Origin of the sequence: Herbaspirillum sp. 1173 (genome assembly GCF_031455335.1) — a bacterium.
GTDB lineage: Bacteria > Pseudomonadota > Gammaproteobacteria > Burkholderiales > Burkholderiaceae_D > Herbaspirillum > Herbaspirillum huttiense.
Map to the genome: position 1 here is coordinate 1,723,426 of NZ_JAVDSP010000001.1, position 15,974 is coordinate 1,739,399.

Annotated in this window: 11 protein-coding genes; 2 read left to right on the plus strand and 9 right to left on the minus strand. The window is 64.2% G+C overall.

What is annotated here, in order from left to right; genetic code table 11:
• Nucleotides 1-6: 6 nt before the first annotated feature.
• The 3 genes from J2X56_RS07690 to J2X56_RS07700 form a co-directional block, all read right to left on the minus strand.
• Complete coding sequence (locus tag J2X56_RS07690; RefSeq protein WP_121042180.1) at nucleotides 7-927, minus strand: ABC transporter permease; 921 nt, start codon at nucleotides 925-927, stop codon at nucleotides 7-9.
• Nucleotides 928-944: 17 nt separating this feature from the next.
• Nucleotides 945-1,862 (minus strand): ABC transporter permease, encoded by a 918-nt coding sequence (locus J2X56_RS07695; protein ID WP_121042182.1) that lies wholly within the window; start codon nucleotides 1,860-1,862, stop codon nucleotides 945-947.
• Between the two features lie 71 nt (nucleotides 1,863-1,933).
• Nucleotides 1,934-3,472, minus strand: a complete 1,539-nt coding sequence (locus J2X56_RS07700; RefSeq protein ID WP_134136126.1) for an ABC transporter substrate-binding protein — start codon at nucleotides 3,470-3,472, stop codon at nucleotides 1,934-1,936.
• 335 nt (nucleotides 3,473-3,807) lie between these two features.
• Between J2X56_RS07700 and J2X56_RS07705 the strand changes: the two genes are divergently transcribed.
• On the plus strand, nucleotides 3,808-4,719 hold the full coding sequence (locus J2X56_RS07705) for a LysR family transcriptional regulator (protein WP_034331414.1): 912 nt from the start codon (nucleotides 3,808-3,810) through the stop codon (nucleotides 4,717-4,719).
• 80 nt (nucleotides 4,720-4,799) lie between these two features.
• On the opposite strand, the gene J2X56_RS07710 is transcribed toward J2X56_RS07705, so the two are convergent.
• The 4 genes from J2X56_RS07710 to J2X56_RS07725 all read right to left on the minus strand — a co-directional run bounded on the left by J2X56_RS07710 (nucleotide 4,800) and on the right by J2X56_RS07725 (nucleotide 13,610).
• Nucleotides 4,800-8,951, minus strand: coding sequence for a S8 family serine peptidase (locus J2X56_RS07710; protein ID WP_310159288.1), 4,152 nt, complete (start codon nucleotides 8,949-8,951; stop codon nucleotides 4,800-4,802).
• Nucleotides 8,952-9,361: 410 nt separating this feature from the next.
• Nucleotides 9,362-10,840, minus strand: a complete 1,479-nt coding sequence (locus J2X56_RS07715; RefSeq protein ID WP_310159290.1) for an efflux transporter outer membrane subunit — start codon at nucleotides 10,838-10,840, stop codon at nucleotides 9,362-9,364.
• Nucleotides 10,840-12,408, minus strand: coding sequence for an MDR family MFS transporter (locus tag J2X56_RS07720; protein ID WP_310159293.1), 1,569 nt, complete (start codon nucleotides 12,406-12,408; stop codon nucleotides 10,840-10,842). Before J2X56_RS07720 ends, J2X56_RS07715 begins: the two co-directional genes overlap by 1 nt.
• Nucleotides 12,405-13,610, minus strand: coding sequence for an HlyD family secretion protein (locus tag J2X56_RS07725; protein ID WP_134136132.1), 1,206 nt, complete (start codon nucleotides 13,608-13,610; stop codon nucleotides 12,405-12,407). The genes J2X56_RS07720 and J2X56_RS07725 overlap by 4 nt, the downstream gene beginning before the upstream one ends.
• A gap of 191 nt (nucleotides 13,611-13,801) precedes the next feature.
• Between J2X56_RS07725 and J2X56_RS07730 the strand changes: the two genes are divergently transcribed.
• Complete coding sequence (locus tag J2X56_RS07730) at nucleotides 13,802-14,326, plus strand: MarR family winged helix-turn-helix transcriptional regulator (protein WP_134136133.1); 525 nt, start codon at nucleotides 13,802-13,804, stop codon at nucleotides 14,324-14,326.
• Nucleotides 14,327-14,417: 91 nt separating this feature from the next.
• On the opposite strand, the gene pip is transcribed toward J2X56_RS07730, so the two are convergent.
• Nucleotides 14,418-15,386, minus strand: a complete 969-nt coding sequence (pip, locus tag J2X56_RS07735) for a prolyl aminopeptidase (protein ID WP_134136135.1) — start codon at nucleotides 15,384-15,386, stop codon at nucleotides 14,418-14,420.
• A gap of 67 nt (nucleotides 15,387-15,453) precedes the next feature.
• Nucleotides 15,454-15,915, minus strand: a complete 462-nt coding sequence (locus J2X56_RS07740; RefSeq protein WP_017454720.1) for an Lrp/AsnC family transcriptional regulator — start codon at nucleotides 15,913-15,915, stop codon at nucleotides 15,454-15,456.
• Between the last annotated feature and the right edge of the window lie 59 nt (nucleotides 15,916-15,974).

Consider the following 15,974-nt stretch of genomic DNA (forward strand, 5'->3'; position numbering starts at 1 on the left):
CCTCAGTTAGTTGCGGCCGTCGGGCGCATTGACATCGCGCAGGCCATCGCCGACCAGGTTGATCGCCAGCACCAGCAGCGCCAGCGCCACACCTGGAATGACGATCACCCAGGGCTTGAAGAACATGTAGGTCTTGCCCTCGGCCACCATCAGGCCCCACGACGGCGTGGGCGGCTGCACGCCCAGCCCGAGGAAGGACAGCGTGGCTTCCAGCAGAATGGCGTGGGCCATTTCGAGCGTCGCCACGACGATCAGTGCACCCATGATGTTGGGCAGGATCTCGCGCAGCAGGATGTAGGGGGTCGAAGCCCCGATGGCCTTGGCGGCCGCGATGAATTCGGCATCGCGCAATTGCTGCGTGGCCGAGCGCGTGACCACCGCAAAGCGGTCCCACAGCAACAGCCCCAGCAGCACGATCACCACCTTCAGCGAGCCACCGACCAGCGAGGCCATGGCCAGCGCCACCAGCACCACCGGCATGGCCAGGCGCGTGGTGATGAGATAGCTGATGACGGCATCGGTACGTCCGCCGAAGTAACCGGCCAGCACGCCCAGGGTGGTGCCGATCAGGCCCGAGATGAGCGCGGCGGCAATGCCGATGGTCAGCGAGACACGCGCACCGAAGATCAGCCGCGAGAGATAGTCGCGCCCCAGCTTGTCAGTACCGAGGATGTGTTCCCAGCTACCCTGGGCCTGCCACACCGGCGGGATCAGGCGCGCCGTGACATCCTGCTCGAAGGGATCATGCGGCGCCAGCAGCGGTGCGAAGATGGCCGCCAGCACGATGATGGCCAGGAACAGTGCCCCCAGCACCAGGCCGCGATGGCCCAGCAGGCGGCGCAGCTTGCGGCGCCACGCCGGCAGCGGTGGCAAGGCCGCACTCAACACGGCAGGGGGCGGCAAAGTGGATGATGAGGTAACGCTCATGTCGTCTCCAGACAAGATCAGCGGGTACGGATGCGCGGGTCCAGCAGCGCATTGATGACATCGGCCAGGAAGGTCAGGCCAATGTAGAACATGGCGATGATGAGCACCACGGCTTGCACCACGGGATAGTCGTTGCGCGAGATGGCGTCCCATGCGAGCTGACCCAGCCCCTGCATGGAGTAGACCGATTCGATGACCACCGAGCCCCCCAGCATGAATCCCAGCTCAACTGCCGCCAGCGCCACCACCGGGATGACCGCATTGCGCAAGGCATGCTTGAACACCACCCGTGATTTGGAGAGGCCCTTGGCACGTGCCGTGCGGATGTAGTCCGAACCCAGCACCTCCAGCATGCCCGAGCGGGTCAGCCGCATCATGGCCGGCATGGCGTAGTAGCCCAGCGCCACGGCCGGCAGGATGAAATGCTGCCAGCTCTCGTTGCCGGCCACCGGCAGCCAGTGCAGGGTGACGGCGAAGAGGAGGATCAGCGTCAGGCCGAACCAGAAGCTGGGCATGGCCTGCCCCACCACGGCGATCAGCAGCGCCGTGCGATCCAGCCAGGTATCGCGATAGAGCGCCGCCAGCACGCCCAGTGGAATGGCAGTCAGGATCGCCAGCAGCAAGGCACTGCCGCCGAGTTTGAAGGTGATGGGCAGGCGTTCGGAAATCATTTCCATCACCGGCCCCTGGAAGTAGAAGGACTTGCCGAAGTCGAGCTGCACGGCGCGGCCCAGCCAGTCCACGTATTGCGTGGTCAGCGGGCGGTCCAGGCCGAACTGGGTACGCACCGATTCGACCTGGGCTGCCGTGGCCTCCGGCCCGGCGATGGAGACTGCCAGGTCACCGGAGAGATGCAGCAAGGTAAAGCTGACGACGGACACCGTCAGCGCTACGCACAAGGCGATGGCGAGGCGGCGCAGGAGGTAGATCAACATGGCGATCCTTCCTTGCAAAAGCTGGGCGGATGACGTCAGGAGCGGCGCACGCAGTGCGTGCGCCACCGGGTTTATTTCCAGGAGGCTTCGTAGAAGCGCGGCAACTCGTCCGGATATCCCTGGAACTTCAGCTGCGCATTGAAGGCATAGAAGGTCGAATAGGAGAACATCGGTGCCACGTAAGCCTGCTTGGAAATGAGTTCCTGCGCCTTGGTGTAATTGGCCTTGCGCACCGCCGGGTCGATGGAGGTATCGGCGGTCTGCAGGAACTGCTGCAATTGCGGATCCTTGGTGATGTCATCGGCACCGCCCTTGAAGTAGACACCGGCAAAGGCCGAGGTATCGTTCATCGAGAACGAGCCCCATGAATAAAAGCTCATGGGTGTCTTGCCGCTGCGGTATTCGGTCTGCAGGGCCGCGAACTTCATGTAATGCAGCCGTGCGCGGATGCCGACCTTGCGCAGGTCGCCGATGATGGCTTCGGCGATTTCACGCTCGCGGTAGGCGTAGATGTCGGTATCGAAGCCGTTCGGATAACCGGCTGCCGCCAGCAGCTCCTTGGCCTTGGCCGGGTTGTAGTCAAACTTGATGGCGGCGTTGCTGTCGCAGCCGAACTGCGTGCGGAAACAGGCGGTATAGACCGGCTGGCTGCCGCCGCGCATCAGGTTCTCGGCATAGCCCTTGCGGTTGATGGCGTGATTGACCGCCTGGCGCACGCGCACATCCTTGAAGGGAGAATTGGGCGCGGAGGTGCCGGTCGCATCCAGGGTGATGAAGCCCACGCGCATGGTCTCGCCACTCTGCACGGTCAGCTTGGGATTGGTCTTGAGCGAATCGGCCTGGTCGGGCGGCACGCGCCAGATCCAGTCGATGGCTCCGGTCATCAGTTGCGCGGCACGCGTTTCCGGATCGGGGATCACCACGAACTTGATGTTGCCAATCGAGGGCTGGCCCTGCGGGCTGTCCTTGAAGTAGTTGCCGTTCTTGACCAGCGTCACGCCCTGTCCCGGGGTCACGCTGGTGACCTTGTAGGGACCGGTGCCGATGGGGGCCTTGGAAAAACCTTCCAGTCCGACCTTCTTGAAGTAGGCCGCCGGATAGATCGGCAGCGGACCGGCCAGATATTCGAGGGCAGCGGGGAACGGCCCCTTCAGGTTGATGCGCACCTGGTAGTCGCCCAGCTTGTCGACGCTCTTGATCCAGTCGGTGTTCTGGCGTGTGACCGCCTTGGATTCCGGCGAGACGGCGTAGTTGAAGGTGAACACCACATCGTCAGCGCTGAACTTGTCGCCGTTCTGGAATTGCACGCCCTGGCGCAGATCCAGCACCAGCGCAGTGGGCGACTCCCACTTCCAGGCGGTGGCCAGTTGCGGCTTGTACTCGTTGGTCTTGGGATCGCGATAGATCAGCGTGTCCCAGATCAGGTGCGCCAGGATCACGCCTTCGCGCAGGTTGTTGTGGTACTGGCTGATGTTCTCGACTTCGCTGTCGGAAGCGTAGATGAGGGTGTCGTTGGCCTTGCCGGCATGGGCTGCCATCGCGCTCATGGCCCCCGCCACGAATACCGCGCAACGTGACCAGCGCATGAGGGATTTCGGTAGTGCGTTCATTCCTGCCCCTTCGTTCGAATAAGACAATTTAGAAAAAATCGCGACGTCGGGGCTGATACTAGGCTAGGATTTATCGATGCCACAATCATCAAATTTCTAAGCCTGCGTTGCCGAATCCAGAACGCAGAAATGCTGCACCACAATGAGACCACCCTGGCAAAAGCCGCATCGCTGCTGGGCTGCGGGGCGTGGAGCAGGTGCAGCATCGCAGTGCGCGCCCAGCCCGCAAGCACTGCACCAAAGCCGTGAAGCACGCACCAAATAAAGCGCGAAATTATTTGCACCGACCGGGTAAAGTGCCGGTCAGCCTTGGTCAGGACGGAAGGAGTCACCGGATGAAATCACAGCAACTGCAAGACACCGCGCTGCGCTACTTTCTCGAAGTAGTCCGCTGCGGTTCCATCAGCGAAGCCTCGCAGCGCCTCAACGTGGCCAGCTCGGCCATCAGCCGCCAGATCAGCAGTCTCGAAGAGACGCTCGATACGGTTCTGTTTGAACGCCGTCCACGGGGCATGGTGCTCTCGGCGGGTGGCGAAATGCTGGCCGCGCATGCGCGCAAGATGGCCCTGGAGGCAGACCGCGTGGTGGCCGACCTGCAGGCCCTCAAAGGCTTGCGCAGCGGGCGTGTGCGGCTGTCGGCCTCGGAAGGTTTTGCGATCGATTTCCTGCCGCGCCTGATCAACGCTTTCCAGAAAAAATATCCGGGCTTCGTGTTCCAGCTCTTCGTGGGCGCGCCGGCAGTCGTGTCGCGCCAGGTGCGCGAAGGCAATGCCGATATCGGCCTGACCTTCGCACGACTGCCCGAGCCGGAGATCAAGGTCGTGCACCGCCAGCCCGGCCCGATTGCGCTGGTGATGCGCAACGATCATCCGCTGGCGCGCTTCCGCCATGTGTCGCTGGGCCAGCTCAAACCTTATCCTCTGGCGCTGCCCGACCCGACCACGACGCTGCGGCAATTGTTCGACATCGCCTGCAGCCGCCAGCAAGTGGTGATCGAACCGGTGATGACCAGCAATTACATCCAGTCGCTGCACAACTACGTGCTCGATAACGACGCGCTCTCCATCACCGGCGACGTCACCGTGCGCTACCGCATCGAGCGCGGTGAACTGACCATGCGGCCGATCCGCGATTGTCCGAGCGATGGCCGCTTCGTCGAAGTGCAGACCCTGGCCGGACGGACCTTGCCGCGCAGTGTCGAGATTTTCCTGGATTACCTGGTCGCGGAATTGAGCAAGGACCTGTAAAACGCAACAACGCAACGCGGCCGCTACAGAAGCGGCCGCGTTGTTTCTTCTTTCAGCTTTTCAGCAGGTCAGTGCATCGCTCAGAAGCGCCAGCTGGCTTTGATCGCCGCCGACTGGTTGATGAAACCGCTGCGGCCTTCGGCATCGAAGCGCAACAAGATGTCGGCCGCTTCCACCAGCTTGAAGCGATAGCTCACACCCGCTTTCAACAACCACGGCGAGCGAGCGGGTCCGGGCGTGGTGAAGGACTGGCCCGGCGCACCGGCATAGGTGGCCACCAGGTCATCGCGATCGTTGATGACGTCATAGCTGGCACCGAGGTAGGTACTGATCTGCGAAGACGTTGTCAGCGCGTAGTTCAGGCGCGCCGCCGTGCCGAGCAACAGGGCCCGGCTGCGCTTGCCCTGCACCGACAGGTTCAGGTCCCCTGCCCCGTTCTCGCCGTAGGACGGGCTTTGCAGGCGGGTGTAGTCGAGCTGCAGGGCCGGTACCAGGCTCATTGCTTCACTCAGCGGCAGCGTGAACGATACGTTCGTGCCCAAATGCGCATGCCAGCTCTGGAAGCGGCTGCTGGCGATGCGATTGAGGCCACCGAACTGCATCTGGCGATCCAGGCGGTTGCCATTGCGGCCCAGGTCGGCTTGCCAGCCGAGTGATATCTCTCCCAACGGGAGGCTGCCGTAGAGGGCCACCATGTTGGACTCGATGCGGCTGCGACTGCCGGTGCCGGTGATGGCGGCATTGCCGCTGGCACTGGTGCTGGCGTAGGCGTAGGACAGGCCGGCGCGTGCGCTGTCGAACTCCATCTCGGCACCGGCTGCCAGGCCCGAAGTGCTGGCGCTGAAGCCGGACTCGCCGCCACGGTCGCCCTGGTTGGTGCGCGACTCGAAGGGCATGATCCACACCTGGCGGTCGCCGCCTGCCTCGCCTGAGGACAAGCCGCTGCCTGCAGCGGCGCTGCCCATGTTGCCGCTCTCGGTGCGGGTGGCGATGACGCGGTTCAGGGACGCCATGGTGCCACGGATGGCACTGGCGCTGACGTCCCTGGGCAAGGTCTGGCTGACGGCGCGCAGCAGGCTTTCCGCATCGGGCATGCGGCCCAGGGCGGTGACCACCTGGGCCATGTCCGCCGTGGAGGGCTGGCGGATCTGGCGGTCCAGTACCGGGGCGACCCGTGCAGCGGCCGTGGCGGCGTCGATGAGTGTGGCCGAGGGGCGCACTGTGGGGGCGGGCGCTGGAGCCGGTGATGCTGCTGCAGGGGTTGCGGGTGCTGCTGCCGGTGCTGCCGATGCTGCAGCCGGTGCCGCCGGTGCCGCCGGTGCCGCCGGTGCCGCTGGAGCTGCTGGTGCTGCTGGTGCTGCTGGTGCTGCTGGTGCTGCCGGTACTGGTTTATTTGCGGCCGGACCAGTTGGAGCTTGCGTGGTGGACGCTTGGGTGGTCGTAGCCTGTACAGCTGGAGCCGGTGCAGTGGATGCTTGAGTACTCGTTGCCTGTACAGCTGGTGCAGGTGGAGTGGACGCCTGAGTACTCGTGGCCTGTACAGCTGGTGCAGGTGAAGTGGATGCCTGAGTGCTCGTGGCCTGTACAGCTGGCGCTGGCGTAGTGGATGCCGGTGTGCCAGTTGGCTGTACAGCAGGCGCTGGCGTAGTGGATGCCGGTGTGCCAGTTGCCTGTACAGCTGGCGCTGGCGCAGTGGATGCCGGTGTGCCAGTTGCCTGTACGGCTGGCGCAGGTGTACTGGACGCCTGCGTGCTGGTCGCCTGTACGGTTGAAGCCGGTGTACTGGACGCATCCGTGTTCGTTGGCTGTACGGGCGGAGCAGGTGTAGCGGCCGGCTGCGTGCCCGTTGCTTGTATGGCAGGGGTCGGTGTCCCCCCCGCATCCGGCGTCAGCACCGCCTGGGCGACCTGCTGAATGCTGGTCGCGTCGACGATGTTCAGGTCAAGCGCAGTAGCGGACACCACAGGCTTGAAGTCGAACAGCAGGGAATTGTCCGTGACATTCAGGCGCGGTGCCGTGAGGCTGCCGGCCGTGACCACGCCGGCCAGTGTCTGGCCGCTTCCCAGACTGGCGGTCTTGTAGACATCCACGGCCAGGTGCGCGTCGGGCGCGAAGCTGGCCGCACCGGTGACCGACAGCTTGCCGTATTGGCTGGCACTGGCCACGCCCACGCTCAGGGTCTGGTCCGTCGCCAGGCTGAAGGCCGGAACGCTCAAAGTGCCCGCGGCGATGGTGGTGTTGCCGCTGTAGCTGAGCGGACCGAGCACGTGCAATGTCCCGTCCCCCTGCTTGACCAGGCTGCCCTTGCTGCGGCCATCGGCGATGCCGGCATGGAGCGTAAGCGTGAAAGCCTGGGTATCGAAGCGCCCTTCGCCACTGACGCTGACCACATTGCCCATGGCCAGTTGGTCGGCCGCCGCACGCAAGGTGGTGCCATCGGACATGGCCAGCGGGCCGGTGCCCAGCGCGGTGGAAGACGCCACGCCGAGCGTGCCGCCCTCCAGCCGGGTGCCCCCCGAATAGCTGTTGTTGCCCGACAAGATGAGGCTGCCCTCGCCGGTCTTGACCAGGCTGCCGACGTAATCGGCATCGGTCTTTTTGCGGGCGGCGTCGAGATAGGTGGCCTGGGCGTGATAGTCGCCCAGCGCCACCGTGGCCGGATCTGCGGCGATCAGCCTGGCCATCAACTCCTCCTTGCTCAGCGTGGGACCGCTGCCGGACTGCTTGAGCAGGGCCGCTGCCAGCGGATTGGCGGCGACTGCCTTGTCGGCTTGCTGGAAGGCAGTGTTGTCCTCTTTCTTCTTGCTGGCCTGGAAGGTGGCATTGCGCTGCGCGCGTGTCTGGACCAGTGCCATGGCCTGGCCATAGCCGCTCTCCACATTCGATGCGATCTGGACCGCCGCGCTGGCAGCGGCCGCCTGCAGGGCATCCGGCGAGGCAGCCTCACGGGCTGCCAGCTGGGCACGGTCATCGCTCTTGCGCTGGATCAGCGCGGCTTCGGAGATGTCGTTGCTCCAGGTGTCGCTGCGGCCGGCGGCGATGTTGGCGTTGAAGACACCCAGCAATTGTCCCGGACCATTCAGGGCCTTGTTGAGGTCCGGCACACCCCAGCCGAACATGGCATTGGGCACGTCCGCCGGACCGCTGCCCAGATGCTTGGCGGTAGTCAGCAGGATGGTGCGGATGGCCTGGTTGTCGAGGTCGGGATAGCGCTCCATGAGCAGCCCCAGTGCGCCGGTCACGTGCGGGGCGGCCATGGAGGTGCCGGAGGCGTTGACCAGGTCGGTGTCGGAAGTGATGTTCAGACTGGTGATGGCCGAGCCGGGGGCGGACACACACCAGTACCTGGCCAGTCCACACTGGTTGGAGAAGCTGGGCAGCACCGAACTGGCATTGATGGCGGCCACCGCGATCCAGTTCTGTTCCAGCTCCGGCCGGAAGTAAGGCAGCGCCGAACGGATATTGATGTTGGCCTTGGCGGAATTGCCGGCCGCCCAGACCATCAGCGTATTGGAGTCTTTCGCCACATCGGCGGCGGCATCCAGCCAGCTTTTCTTGCCACCACCCTGCAGGCGATCGTAGGCCGCGGCCACGCCGCCGATGCTGCTGAAGTCATCGCGCGAATCCGGACTGCCCCAGCTGCTGTTGATGACCCGCACACCGGCATTGGCGAGGTTGCCGTAGGCTGCCTTGAAGTAGTTGTAATCCGCGTTCACGCCATAGACCAAACTGTCGGTGCCGTTGGTATTGGTGATGTGGTAGTCGCTGGCGAAGGCCACCCCCATGATGCCCGCGCCGTTCTTGGCCGCGGCGATGGTGCCAGAGACGTGGCTGCCGTCCTGATATTGCGAACCGTCATTGGCGTAGGTGCCGGTGACGGCCAGGGCCTTGACGTTGCGGGTGACGAACTCGGCGTGGGACAGCAAGAGCCCGGAATCGACCGCGCCCAGCTTGATGCCCAGGCCCGAGAAGCCGGCCGCGTAGGCGTACTGGGCATTCATGGCCCCCAGCCCCCAATCGGTCTGGAATTCCTTGTTGCCTGTCCAGCTGGCCAGGGCGGCGGCAGAGTCGGTGGTGGTACTGCCATCGTAGTTGACGAAACTCTGGGCGCCAGCGGGCAGGCTCAGGGCCGGGCTCAGGGTCAGCAGTACGGCGGTGCAGAGACGGTGTAGGCGCAAGCCGGCGGGCGGCGTGGTGCAGGCGGACTTGTCCTGCTTCTTTTTGTGTTTCATCTTCCCTTCCTCGGTCGATCTTTTGGAATTGGCCGGGTCATCGGGAAGGCAAACCCGTCCCCCGTCCTTCTTGTCGTCGCCCCTTGGTGCCGGTTCGGACCGGCTTTTGTAGGGGCGCATTGTCGGGGGACAAGGTCTTTCTGGACATTGTCTTTTGGTGCTGTTCAGGGCGGAGGGAGGTGAAGCTTCGTACCTCAGGTGAGGGGGCGACCGAAGGGAGGATGACGCGCGAAACCCGTCTGCGGGTCACTGCCAAAAGGAAGAAGCGTCAGTGCCGTCCATGCAAAGGCACCGAGAAAAGAGAGGATAAGAAAATCGCCGCAGGCATTGCAGCCTGCGGCGATGTGAAGAAAACGGAGAAAACGGAGGTGGCTGATACGGGGCTCATCACCCGTATCGGCTGCCGCATGTCAGAGCGCTTCCTCCGACCACCCCAGCCCCAGCGCCTTCTGAATTCCCACAAAACTGCGCGTCAGATTGGCCTCGGCCTGCAACAGATTCTGCTGCGCGGTGATCTGCTGCCGCGTGGTGTCGAGCACTTCGATCAGCGTCCCGGTACCTGCCTGATAACGCTGCCGCGCCAACACCAGCGCACGGTCGGCGGAGACCTTGGAACGCGCGATGGTGGCCACGCTCACCCGGCCATAGCGGAAGCGCGAGAGCGCGTCTTCGGCATCACGCAAGGCTTCCAGCACGGACTGGCGATACTTCATCTCGGCCTCGTCGCGCAAACGCTCTGCTTGCGTGACACGTGCCTTGGCGCGGCCAAAGTCGAGGAAATTCCAGCTCAGCATGGGTGCGCCCAGCGCCGCAAAATCATCCAGGCGCGTCAGGTCCGAAGGATGTGTTCCACCCAGCCCGATCACGCCGAACAGCTTCAGGCTCGGATAGCGCGCCGCTTCAGCCTGCCCGATCTTGGCCGTATCGGCGGCCAGCGTGCGTTCAGCAGCGCGGACATCAGGACGACGACGCAGCAGCGAGACAGGATCTCCCACCGCCACCTGCTGCGGCGGCAGCGGCACGGGGGCTGTGGCCGCCAGTTCGCTGTCCAGCGTGCCCGGCTCCTGTCCCAGCAGCGTGGCCAGTTGGTTGAGGTAGGCATCGCGCTCGGCCTGCAGCGGGACCAGGTCGGCACGACTGGCATCAAGCTGGTTCTGCACGCGCAGCTGATCCAGCGAAGAGGCCGTGCCGCGCTCGACACGCTGCCCGGTCAGCTGCAGCATCTGCTCCTGCGCCTGCACCGCTTCCTGGCCCAGCGACAGACGCAGCTGGCGGTCGCGCAGGCTGATGTAGGCATTGGCCACTTCAGCGGCCAGGCTCACCTGTACATCAGCCAGCGAGGCCTGCGCCGCATCGGCCGTGGCCGTGGCCGCTTCCACCGCTCGGCGGCGGGCACCGAAAAGATCGATCTCCCAGCTCGCATCAAAACCCACGCTGTAGAGATTGGCGCTGGTCGGCGAGCCATTGCCGGAGCTGGACCCGCCGGTCAGCGCGCCCAGGTTGGCCGGCGGCAGGCGCGCATGTCCGGCCAGGGCCGAAGCACCGACGCTGGGGGCGGCATTGGCCTGTTCCAGCGCCAGCCCCGCACGCGATTGCTGCAGACGGGCACGCGCCACGCCCAGATTTGGATTGGCTTGCAGGGCGCGCTCGATGAGGCTGTTCAGTTCGCTGTCGCCCAGGCCTTGCCACCATTGATTGATCGGCGCGGCGCTATTGGCGCTGTCGCCGCCGCGGACGAATTGCTGGCTGTGTGCCGCTTGCGGGGCGGCTTCGGGCGGGCCGGCGTAGTCCGGTCCGAGGGCGGAACAGCCGGCCAGCAGCGCAGCGGCCGCCAGCGCGATCAGGCGCACGGCCGGGAAGGAGGAGTAAGTCTTGTCCATGTTGATCATCAATGAGAAGCCACCGGTGCGGCATTGGTCGGCAAGGGGCGCAGGAACAGCACCAGCGGAGTCACGCAGAGGATGGCCACGCCCAGCATCCAGAACAGGTCGGCATAGGTCATGGTCAGCGCCTGCGCCTGGATGGTCGCGCCCATGAGCTGGATTGCCACATCCTGCCCGCCCAGCAGATGGGCTTGCGCGGCGATGCCGGACTGCACCAGGTCGGAATTGGCGTTGAGGCTTTCTTCCAGGCGGCGGCTGTGCAACCACAGCCGCTGGTCCTGGATCACGGCAATGGCTGCCAGCGCCAGCGAGCCACCCAGGTTGCGCGCGGCACTGTAGAGGCCGGATGCATCCCCGGCCTGCGACGGCGGCACCGAGCGGATCGCCGCCTGATTCAGGAACAGCATCGCCAGCACCGTGCCCACCCCGCGTATCAGCTGCGAGGCCACGAAGGAGCCGCCATAGGACAGCGGGCTCAGGTCGGTCTCGATGAAAGCCGAGGTAGCCAGCAGCAGGAAACCGGTGCCCACGGCAATGCGGATATCCACCAGCCGCATCAGCAAGGGCGTGAAAGGCATCATGAGGATCATCGGCACGCCCGAGAGCAGCACGATCCAGCCCGATTGCAGCGAGTTGTAGCCGGCAATGCCGGAGAGGAATTGCGGGATCACGTAGGCCGTGCCATAGAGCGCCACGCCGACGATCATGGCCATCATCACCACGGAACCGAACTGGCGGTCGCGCAAGAGCCGCAGCTGGATCACAGGATGGCGCGCGCGCACCTGTCCGATGGCCAGCAGGATGAAGCCGAGTACGGAGGTGGCCGCAAGCCAGCGGATATCCGGGGAGGAAAACCACTGCTCGCGCTCGCCCTCTTCCAGCACCACCGTCAGCCCACCCAGCCCCAGTGCCAGTCCGGCGATGCCGAACCAGTCGGCCTCGGCCAATTGTTCGAACTTGGGACGTTCATAGGGAATGGCCACCAGCAGCAAGGTGATGAGGGCCGCACCCACTGGCAGGTTGATGAAGAAGGCATAGTGCCAGCTGACGTTCTCGGTCAACCAGCCACCCATCACCGGCCCCAGCACCGGACCGAGAATGGCGGTCGCACCGAACAGGGCATTGCCGACCGGCTGCTGCGAACGCGGCAGGCGCGTGGCGATGATGGTCATGGCGGTGGGAATGAGCGCGCCACCGGTGAAACCCTGTCCGACCCGGCCCACGATCATCATCGGCAGTGTGGTCGAGAGGCCGCACAGCACCGAGAACAAGGTGAAGAGACTGGCCGCCGTCAGCAGCAGCACGCGCAATCCCAGCAGCCGTTCCAGCCAGGCTGACATGGGGATGATGACGATCTCGGCCACCAGGTAGGCGGTGGCGATCCAGGTGCCTTCAGTGCCTGAAGCTCCGATTTCACCCTGGATGGTGGGCAGCGAGGAATTGACGATGGAGATATCCAGCGTGGCCATCAGCGCACCCAGCGTGCCGGCCGCAACCGCCAGCCAGGCGGAGGCATCGGCTTTCTCCGGCTGGGCGCCCTGCCCGATGGGCTGGGCGGGGGCCGCGCCGCTCACTGCGACTCCTTGCGGGTGGCGTTGGTCTCGCTGTTGCGTTCGCGCAGTTCACGCAATTCATCTTTGGCCGCGATGGTGTTGACTTCCACCGTCACCGACAGGCCGGCCACGAAGGCACGGGTTTCTTCCGGCGTGGCATCGACGGCCACGCGCACGGGCACGCGCTGGACGATCTTGGTGAAGTTGCCGGTGGCATTCTGCGGCGGCAGCAGCGAGAACTGGGCGCCGGTACCCGGCGAGAGGCTTTCCACATGGCCGTGGAATTCCACGCCCGGCAAGGCATCGACCTTGATGATGGCAGGCTGGCCGATGCGCATGATGCCGATCTGGGTTTCCTTGAAATTGGCCGAGACGTAGAAGCGGGTCGGCACCACGGTCATCATGCGCGTACCGGGCGAGACGAACTGGCCGACGCGGACCTGCTTGTCACCGATGCGGCCATCGACGGCGGCGCGGATCTCGGTATAGCCGAGGTTGACGCTGGCAGCATCGTATTGCGCCTTGGCCGTCTCGCCCTGGGCCTGCGCCTGGCGCACCTGGGCCTGCAGCGAGCGTACCCGCAGCTGCGCCGCATCCAGCGCGGCACGACGGGCGGCGACCGTACTGCGGGCCTGGGCCTGCTGGTTGCGCAGGGTGGTCAGGCGTTCACGCGTTTCGGCACCGGAAGCCGCCAAGGGCGTGTAGCGCTCCACTTCGGCGCTGGCGAAGCGAGCATCTTCATCGGCTGAGGCAAGCTGGGCCTTGGCCTGCGCAATGGCGGCCTGTTGCTCGGCCAATTGGGCATGGGCGGCTTCCTCGCTGGCGCTGGCGGCGTCGATCTGGGCCTTGGCCTGGGCGGCTTGCGCCGAATAATCGCGCGCATCGATGCGCACCAGCGGCTGGCCAGCCTTGACGATCTGGTTGTCCGCCACCAGCACCTGGTCGACATAGCCGGTCACCTTGGAGGACACCGTCACGCTGTCGGCCTGGACGAAGGCATCGTTGGTGCTCTCCAGATACTTGCCGCGGAACTGGTAGTACAGCACCCAGGCCGCCACGATCACCAGCACCAGCAAGCCCAGCGTACGCAGGATGAAGCGGGCGCGCGGACTCATGCGTTTCTTGGGAGCGTTGTTCTTGTTGCTGCCGTTGGTGGAGGCATCCGGCCGGGAGGGACTGGCTTCTGTATTGCTCGGTGTGTTGCTGGGTGTGGCGTCGGTCATCTTTTTTATCCTAATATCTGGGCGCGGAGGGCTGCTAACTGAATCAATACACTGGGCAACACTGTATTGATACGGAGCAATACACTTCACGCACCAGCACCAATACAGTGGCAATACGGGGTCAATACAGCTTTCCCCAACCGAACGGGGAAATTAATGAGGTACCATATGATATGGTATCTGGAAAAATCATGTCTACAGGCTTTACAAACGATGACAGCAGCAGTGCCGCCGAGGCGCTGCGCGACTTCTACATCCGCTCGCACCGCACGCTGGACAAGCTCATGGCCGGCGAAGGAGCCTCATTGGCGCGCAACAAGATGCTCGGCCACATCGAACGCAACAGCCCGGTGCGCGCGGCCGACCTGGCCACGGCCTTTGGCTTCGCGCCGCGCACCATCACCGAGGCCATCGATGCCCTGGAGCGCGACGGACTGGTCCAGCGCAATGGCGACACCACTGACCGCCGGGTCAAATACATCGCTTTGACAGCGTCGGGAAAAGAAGTGCTGCGGGCCTCGGAGCCGGTGAAAAAAACCTTCATCGACGGACTGTTCGCTGCCCTGAGTGAAGAGGAAATCGGGGCGCTGACCACTGTATTGGGCAAACTCAACCATCGGCTGGCTGAATTGGAAGAGGTGTATTCCTCGAACGCCCCTGTGCCAGCCGCAGCAACGGATGAGCTACCCGCCAAACGCAGCCGCAAGAAAAGCTGAAACGAACGAACAGGTAAAAAAAACGCTCCCGCAAAGGGGAGCGTCAGACAGACTGCGCGGCCAGATCGCTGGCCGCGTTCACCGCCATGCGTCACAAATCGGCGAAGCGATCAGTGGCCGCGATCAGCTGATCAAGGATGCCGGGCTCGTTGTAGGCATGACCGGCGCTGTCGATCAGGTGCAATTGCGAACCGGGCCAGGCCTGGTGCAGGTCCCACGCCGACTTGGCCGGGGTGGCCAGATCATAGCGGCCCTGCACGATCACGCCGGGAATGCCTTCCAGGCGCGAGGCATTGGCCAGCAACTGCCCCTCCTCCATGAATCCCTTGTTGAAGAAGTAGTGGTTCTCGATGCGCGCAAAGGCCAGCGCGAATTGCGCATCGTTGAAGGAATCGATCAGGCGTTCATCGGCCACCAGCGTGATGGTGCTGGCTTCCCAGCGGCTCCAGGCACGCGCGGCCTGCAGCTTGGCCGCTTCGTCGTCGCCGGTGAGGCGCTTGCGATAGGCATGCACCAGGTTGCCGCGCTCGGCGGCAGGGATCGGGGCCAGGAATTCGTCCCAGCGATCCGGCACCATCCACGAAGCACCCTCCTGGTAGTACCAATCCAGCTCGGCCTGGCGCAGCAGGAAGATGCCGCGCAGGACCAGTTCGGTCACGCGCTGCGGATGGGTCTGCGCGTAGGCCAGCGCCAGCGTGCTGCCCCAGGAGCCGCCGAAGACCTGCCAGCGCTCGATGCCTAGCAGTTCGCGCAGGCGTTCGATGTCGGCCACCAGATCCCAGGTGGTGTTGGCATCGAGGTTGGCATGCGGCAGCGAGCGGCCACAGCCGCGCTGGTCGAACAGGACGATGCGGTATTTCTCCGGGTTGAAGAGACGGCGATGCGAAGGACCGCAACCGCCACCGGGGCCACCGTGCAGGAATACCACCGGCTTGCCCTTGGGGTTGCCGCAGACTTCCCAGTAGACCTGGTGACCATCACCGACGTCGAGCAGGCCGTGGTCATGCGGTTCGATGGGAGGATAGAGGCCGCGCAGGGTGGCAGGAGCAGAAGTGGTCATCAGCAGATCCTTGAGGGTGAAGACAAAAGATGCAGTATAGGGTGTGCGTGAAAGGAACGCAGAGTCCTCATTCCACCACGAGTTCCGGATTGTTCTTCACTTCGTTGAGCACGAAGAATGAACGCAATTGCCGCACGCCCGGCAGCCGCAGCAGCGTATTGGCGTGCAGGCGGTTGAAGGCCTGCAGGTCCTTCACGCGCAGCTTGATCCAGTAGTCAAATTCCCCGGCCAGCAGCAGGCACTCCTGCACGGCGGCGATCTCGCGCACCGCTTTCTCGAACTCGGCAAAGCTTTCGGGAGTGGAACGGTCCAGCACCACGCCCACGGTAACCAGCACCGGCAGGCCCAGTTTCTCGGGGTCGAGGATGGCGCGCACTTCCTTCACATAGCCCTCATCCATCAGCCGCTTGGTGTGGTTCCAGCAGGCGGTGGCGCTCATGCCCAGCTTCTTGGCCAGCTCGGCATTGCCGATGCGGCCGTCCTTCTGCAGCGCCTTGAGGATGCGCTTGTCCATGCGGTCCAGTGACATGATGAATCTTTCTCTTAAATATTGTTTATCACAATTTTCTTTGCATTAAATAATTTACA

Coding starts and splice junctions, on each gene's coding strand:
- J2X56_RS07695 (WP_121042182.1), bottom strand. CDS start 1,862: ATGTTGATCTACCTCCTGCGCCGCCTCGCCATCGCCTTGTGCGTAGCG.
- J2X56_RS07710 (WP_310159288.1), bottom strand. CDS start 8,951: ATGAAACACAAAAAGAAGCAGGACAAGTCCGCCTGCACCACGCCGCCC.
- pip (WP_134136135.1), bottom strand. CDS start 15,386: ATGACCACTTCTGCTCCTGCCACCCTGCGCGGCCTCTATCCTCCCATC.
- J2X56_RS07700 (WP_134136126.1), bottom strand. CDS start 3,472: ATGAACGCACTACCGAAATCCCTCATGCGCTGGTCACGTTGCGCGGTA.
- J2X56_RS07715 (WP_310159290.1), bottom strand. CDS start 10,840: ATGATCAACATGGACAAGACTTACTCCTCCTTCCCGGCCGTGCGCCTG.
- J2X56_RS07725 (WP_134136132.1), bottom strand. CDS start 13,610: ATGACCGACGCCACACCCAGCAACACACCGAGCAATACAGAAGCCAGT.
- J2X56_RS07740 (WP_017454720.1), bottom strand. CDS start 15,915: ATGTCACTGGACCGCATGGACAAGCGCATCCTCAAGGCGCTGCAGAAG.
- J2X56_RS07705 (WP_034331414.1), top strand. CDS start 3,808: ATGAAATCACAGCAACTGCAAGACACCGCGCTGCGCTACTTTCTCGAA.
- J2X56_RS07690 (WP_121042180.1), bottom strand. CDS start 927: ATGAGCGTTACCTCATCATCCACTTTGCCGCCCCCTGCCGTGTTGAGT.
- J2X56_RS07730 (WP_134136133.1), top strand. CDS start 13,802: ATGTCTACAGGCTTTACAAACGATGACAGCAGCAGTGCCGCCGAGGCG.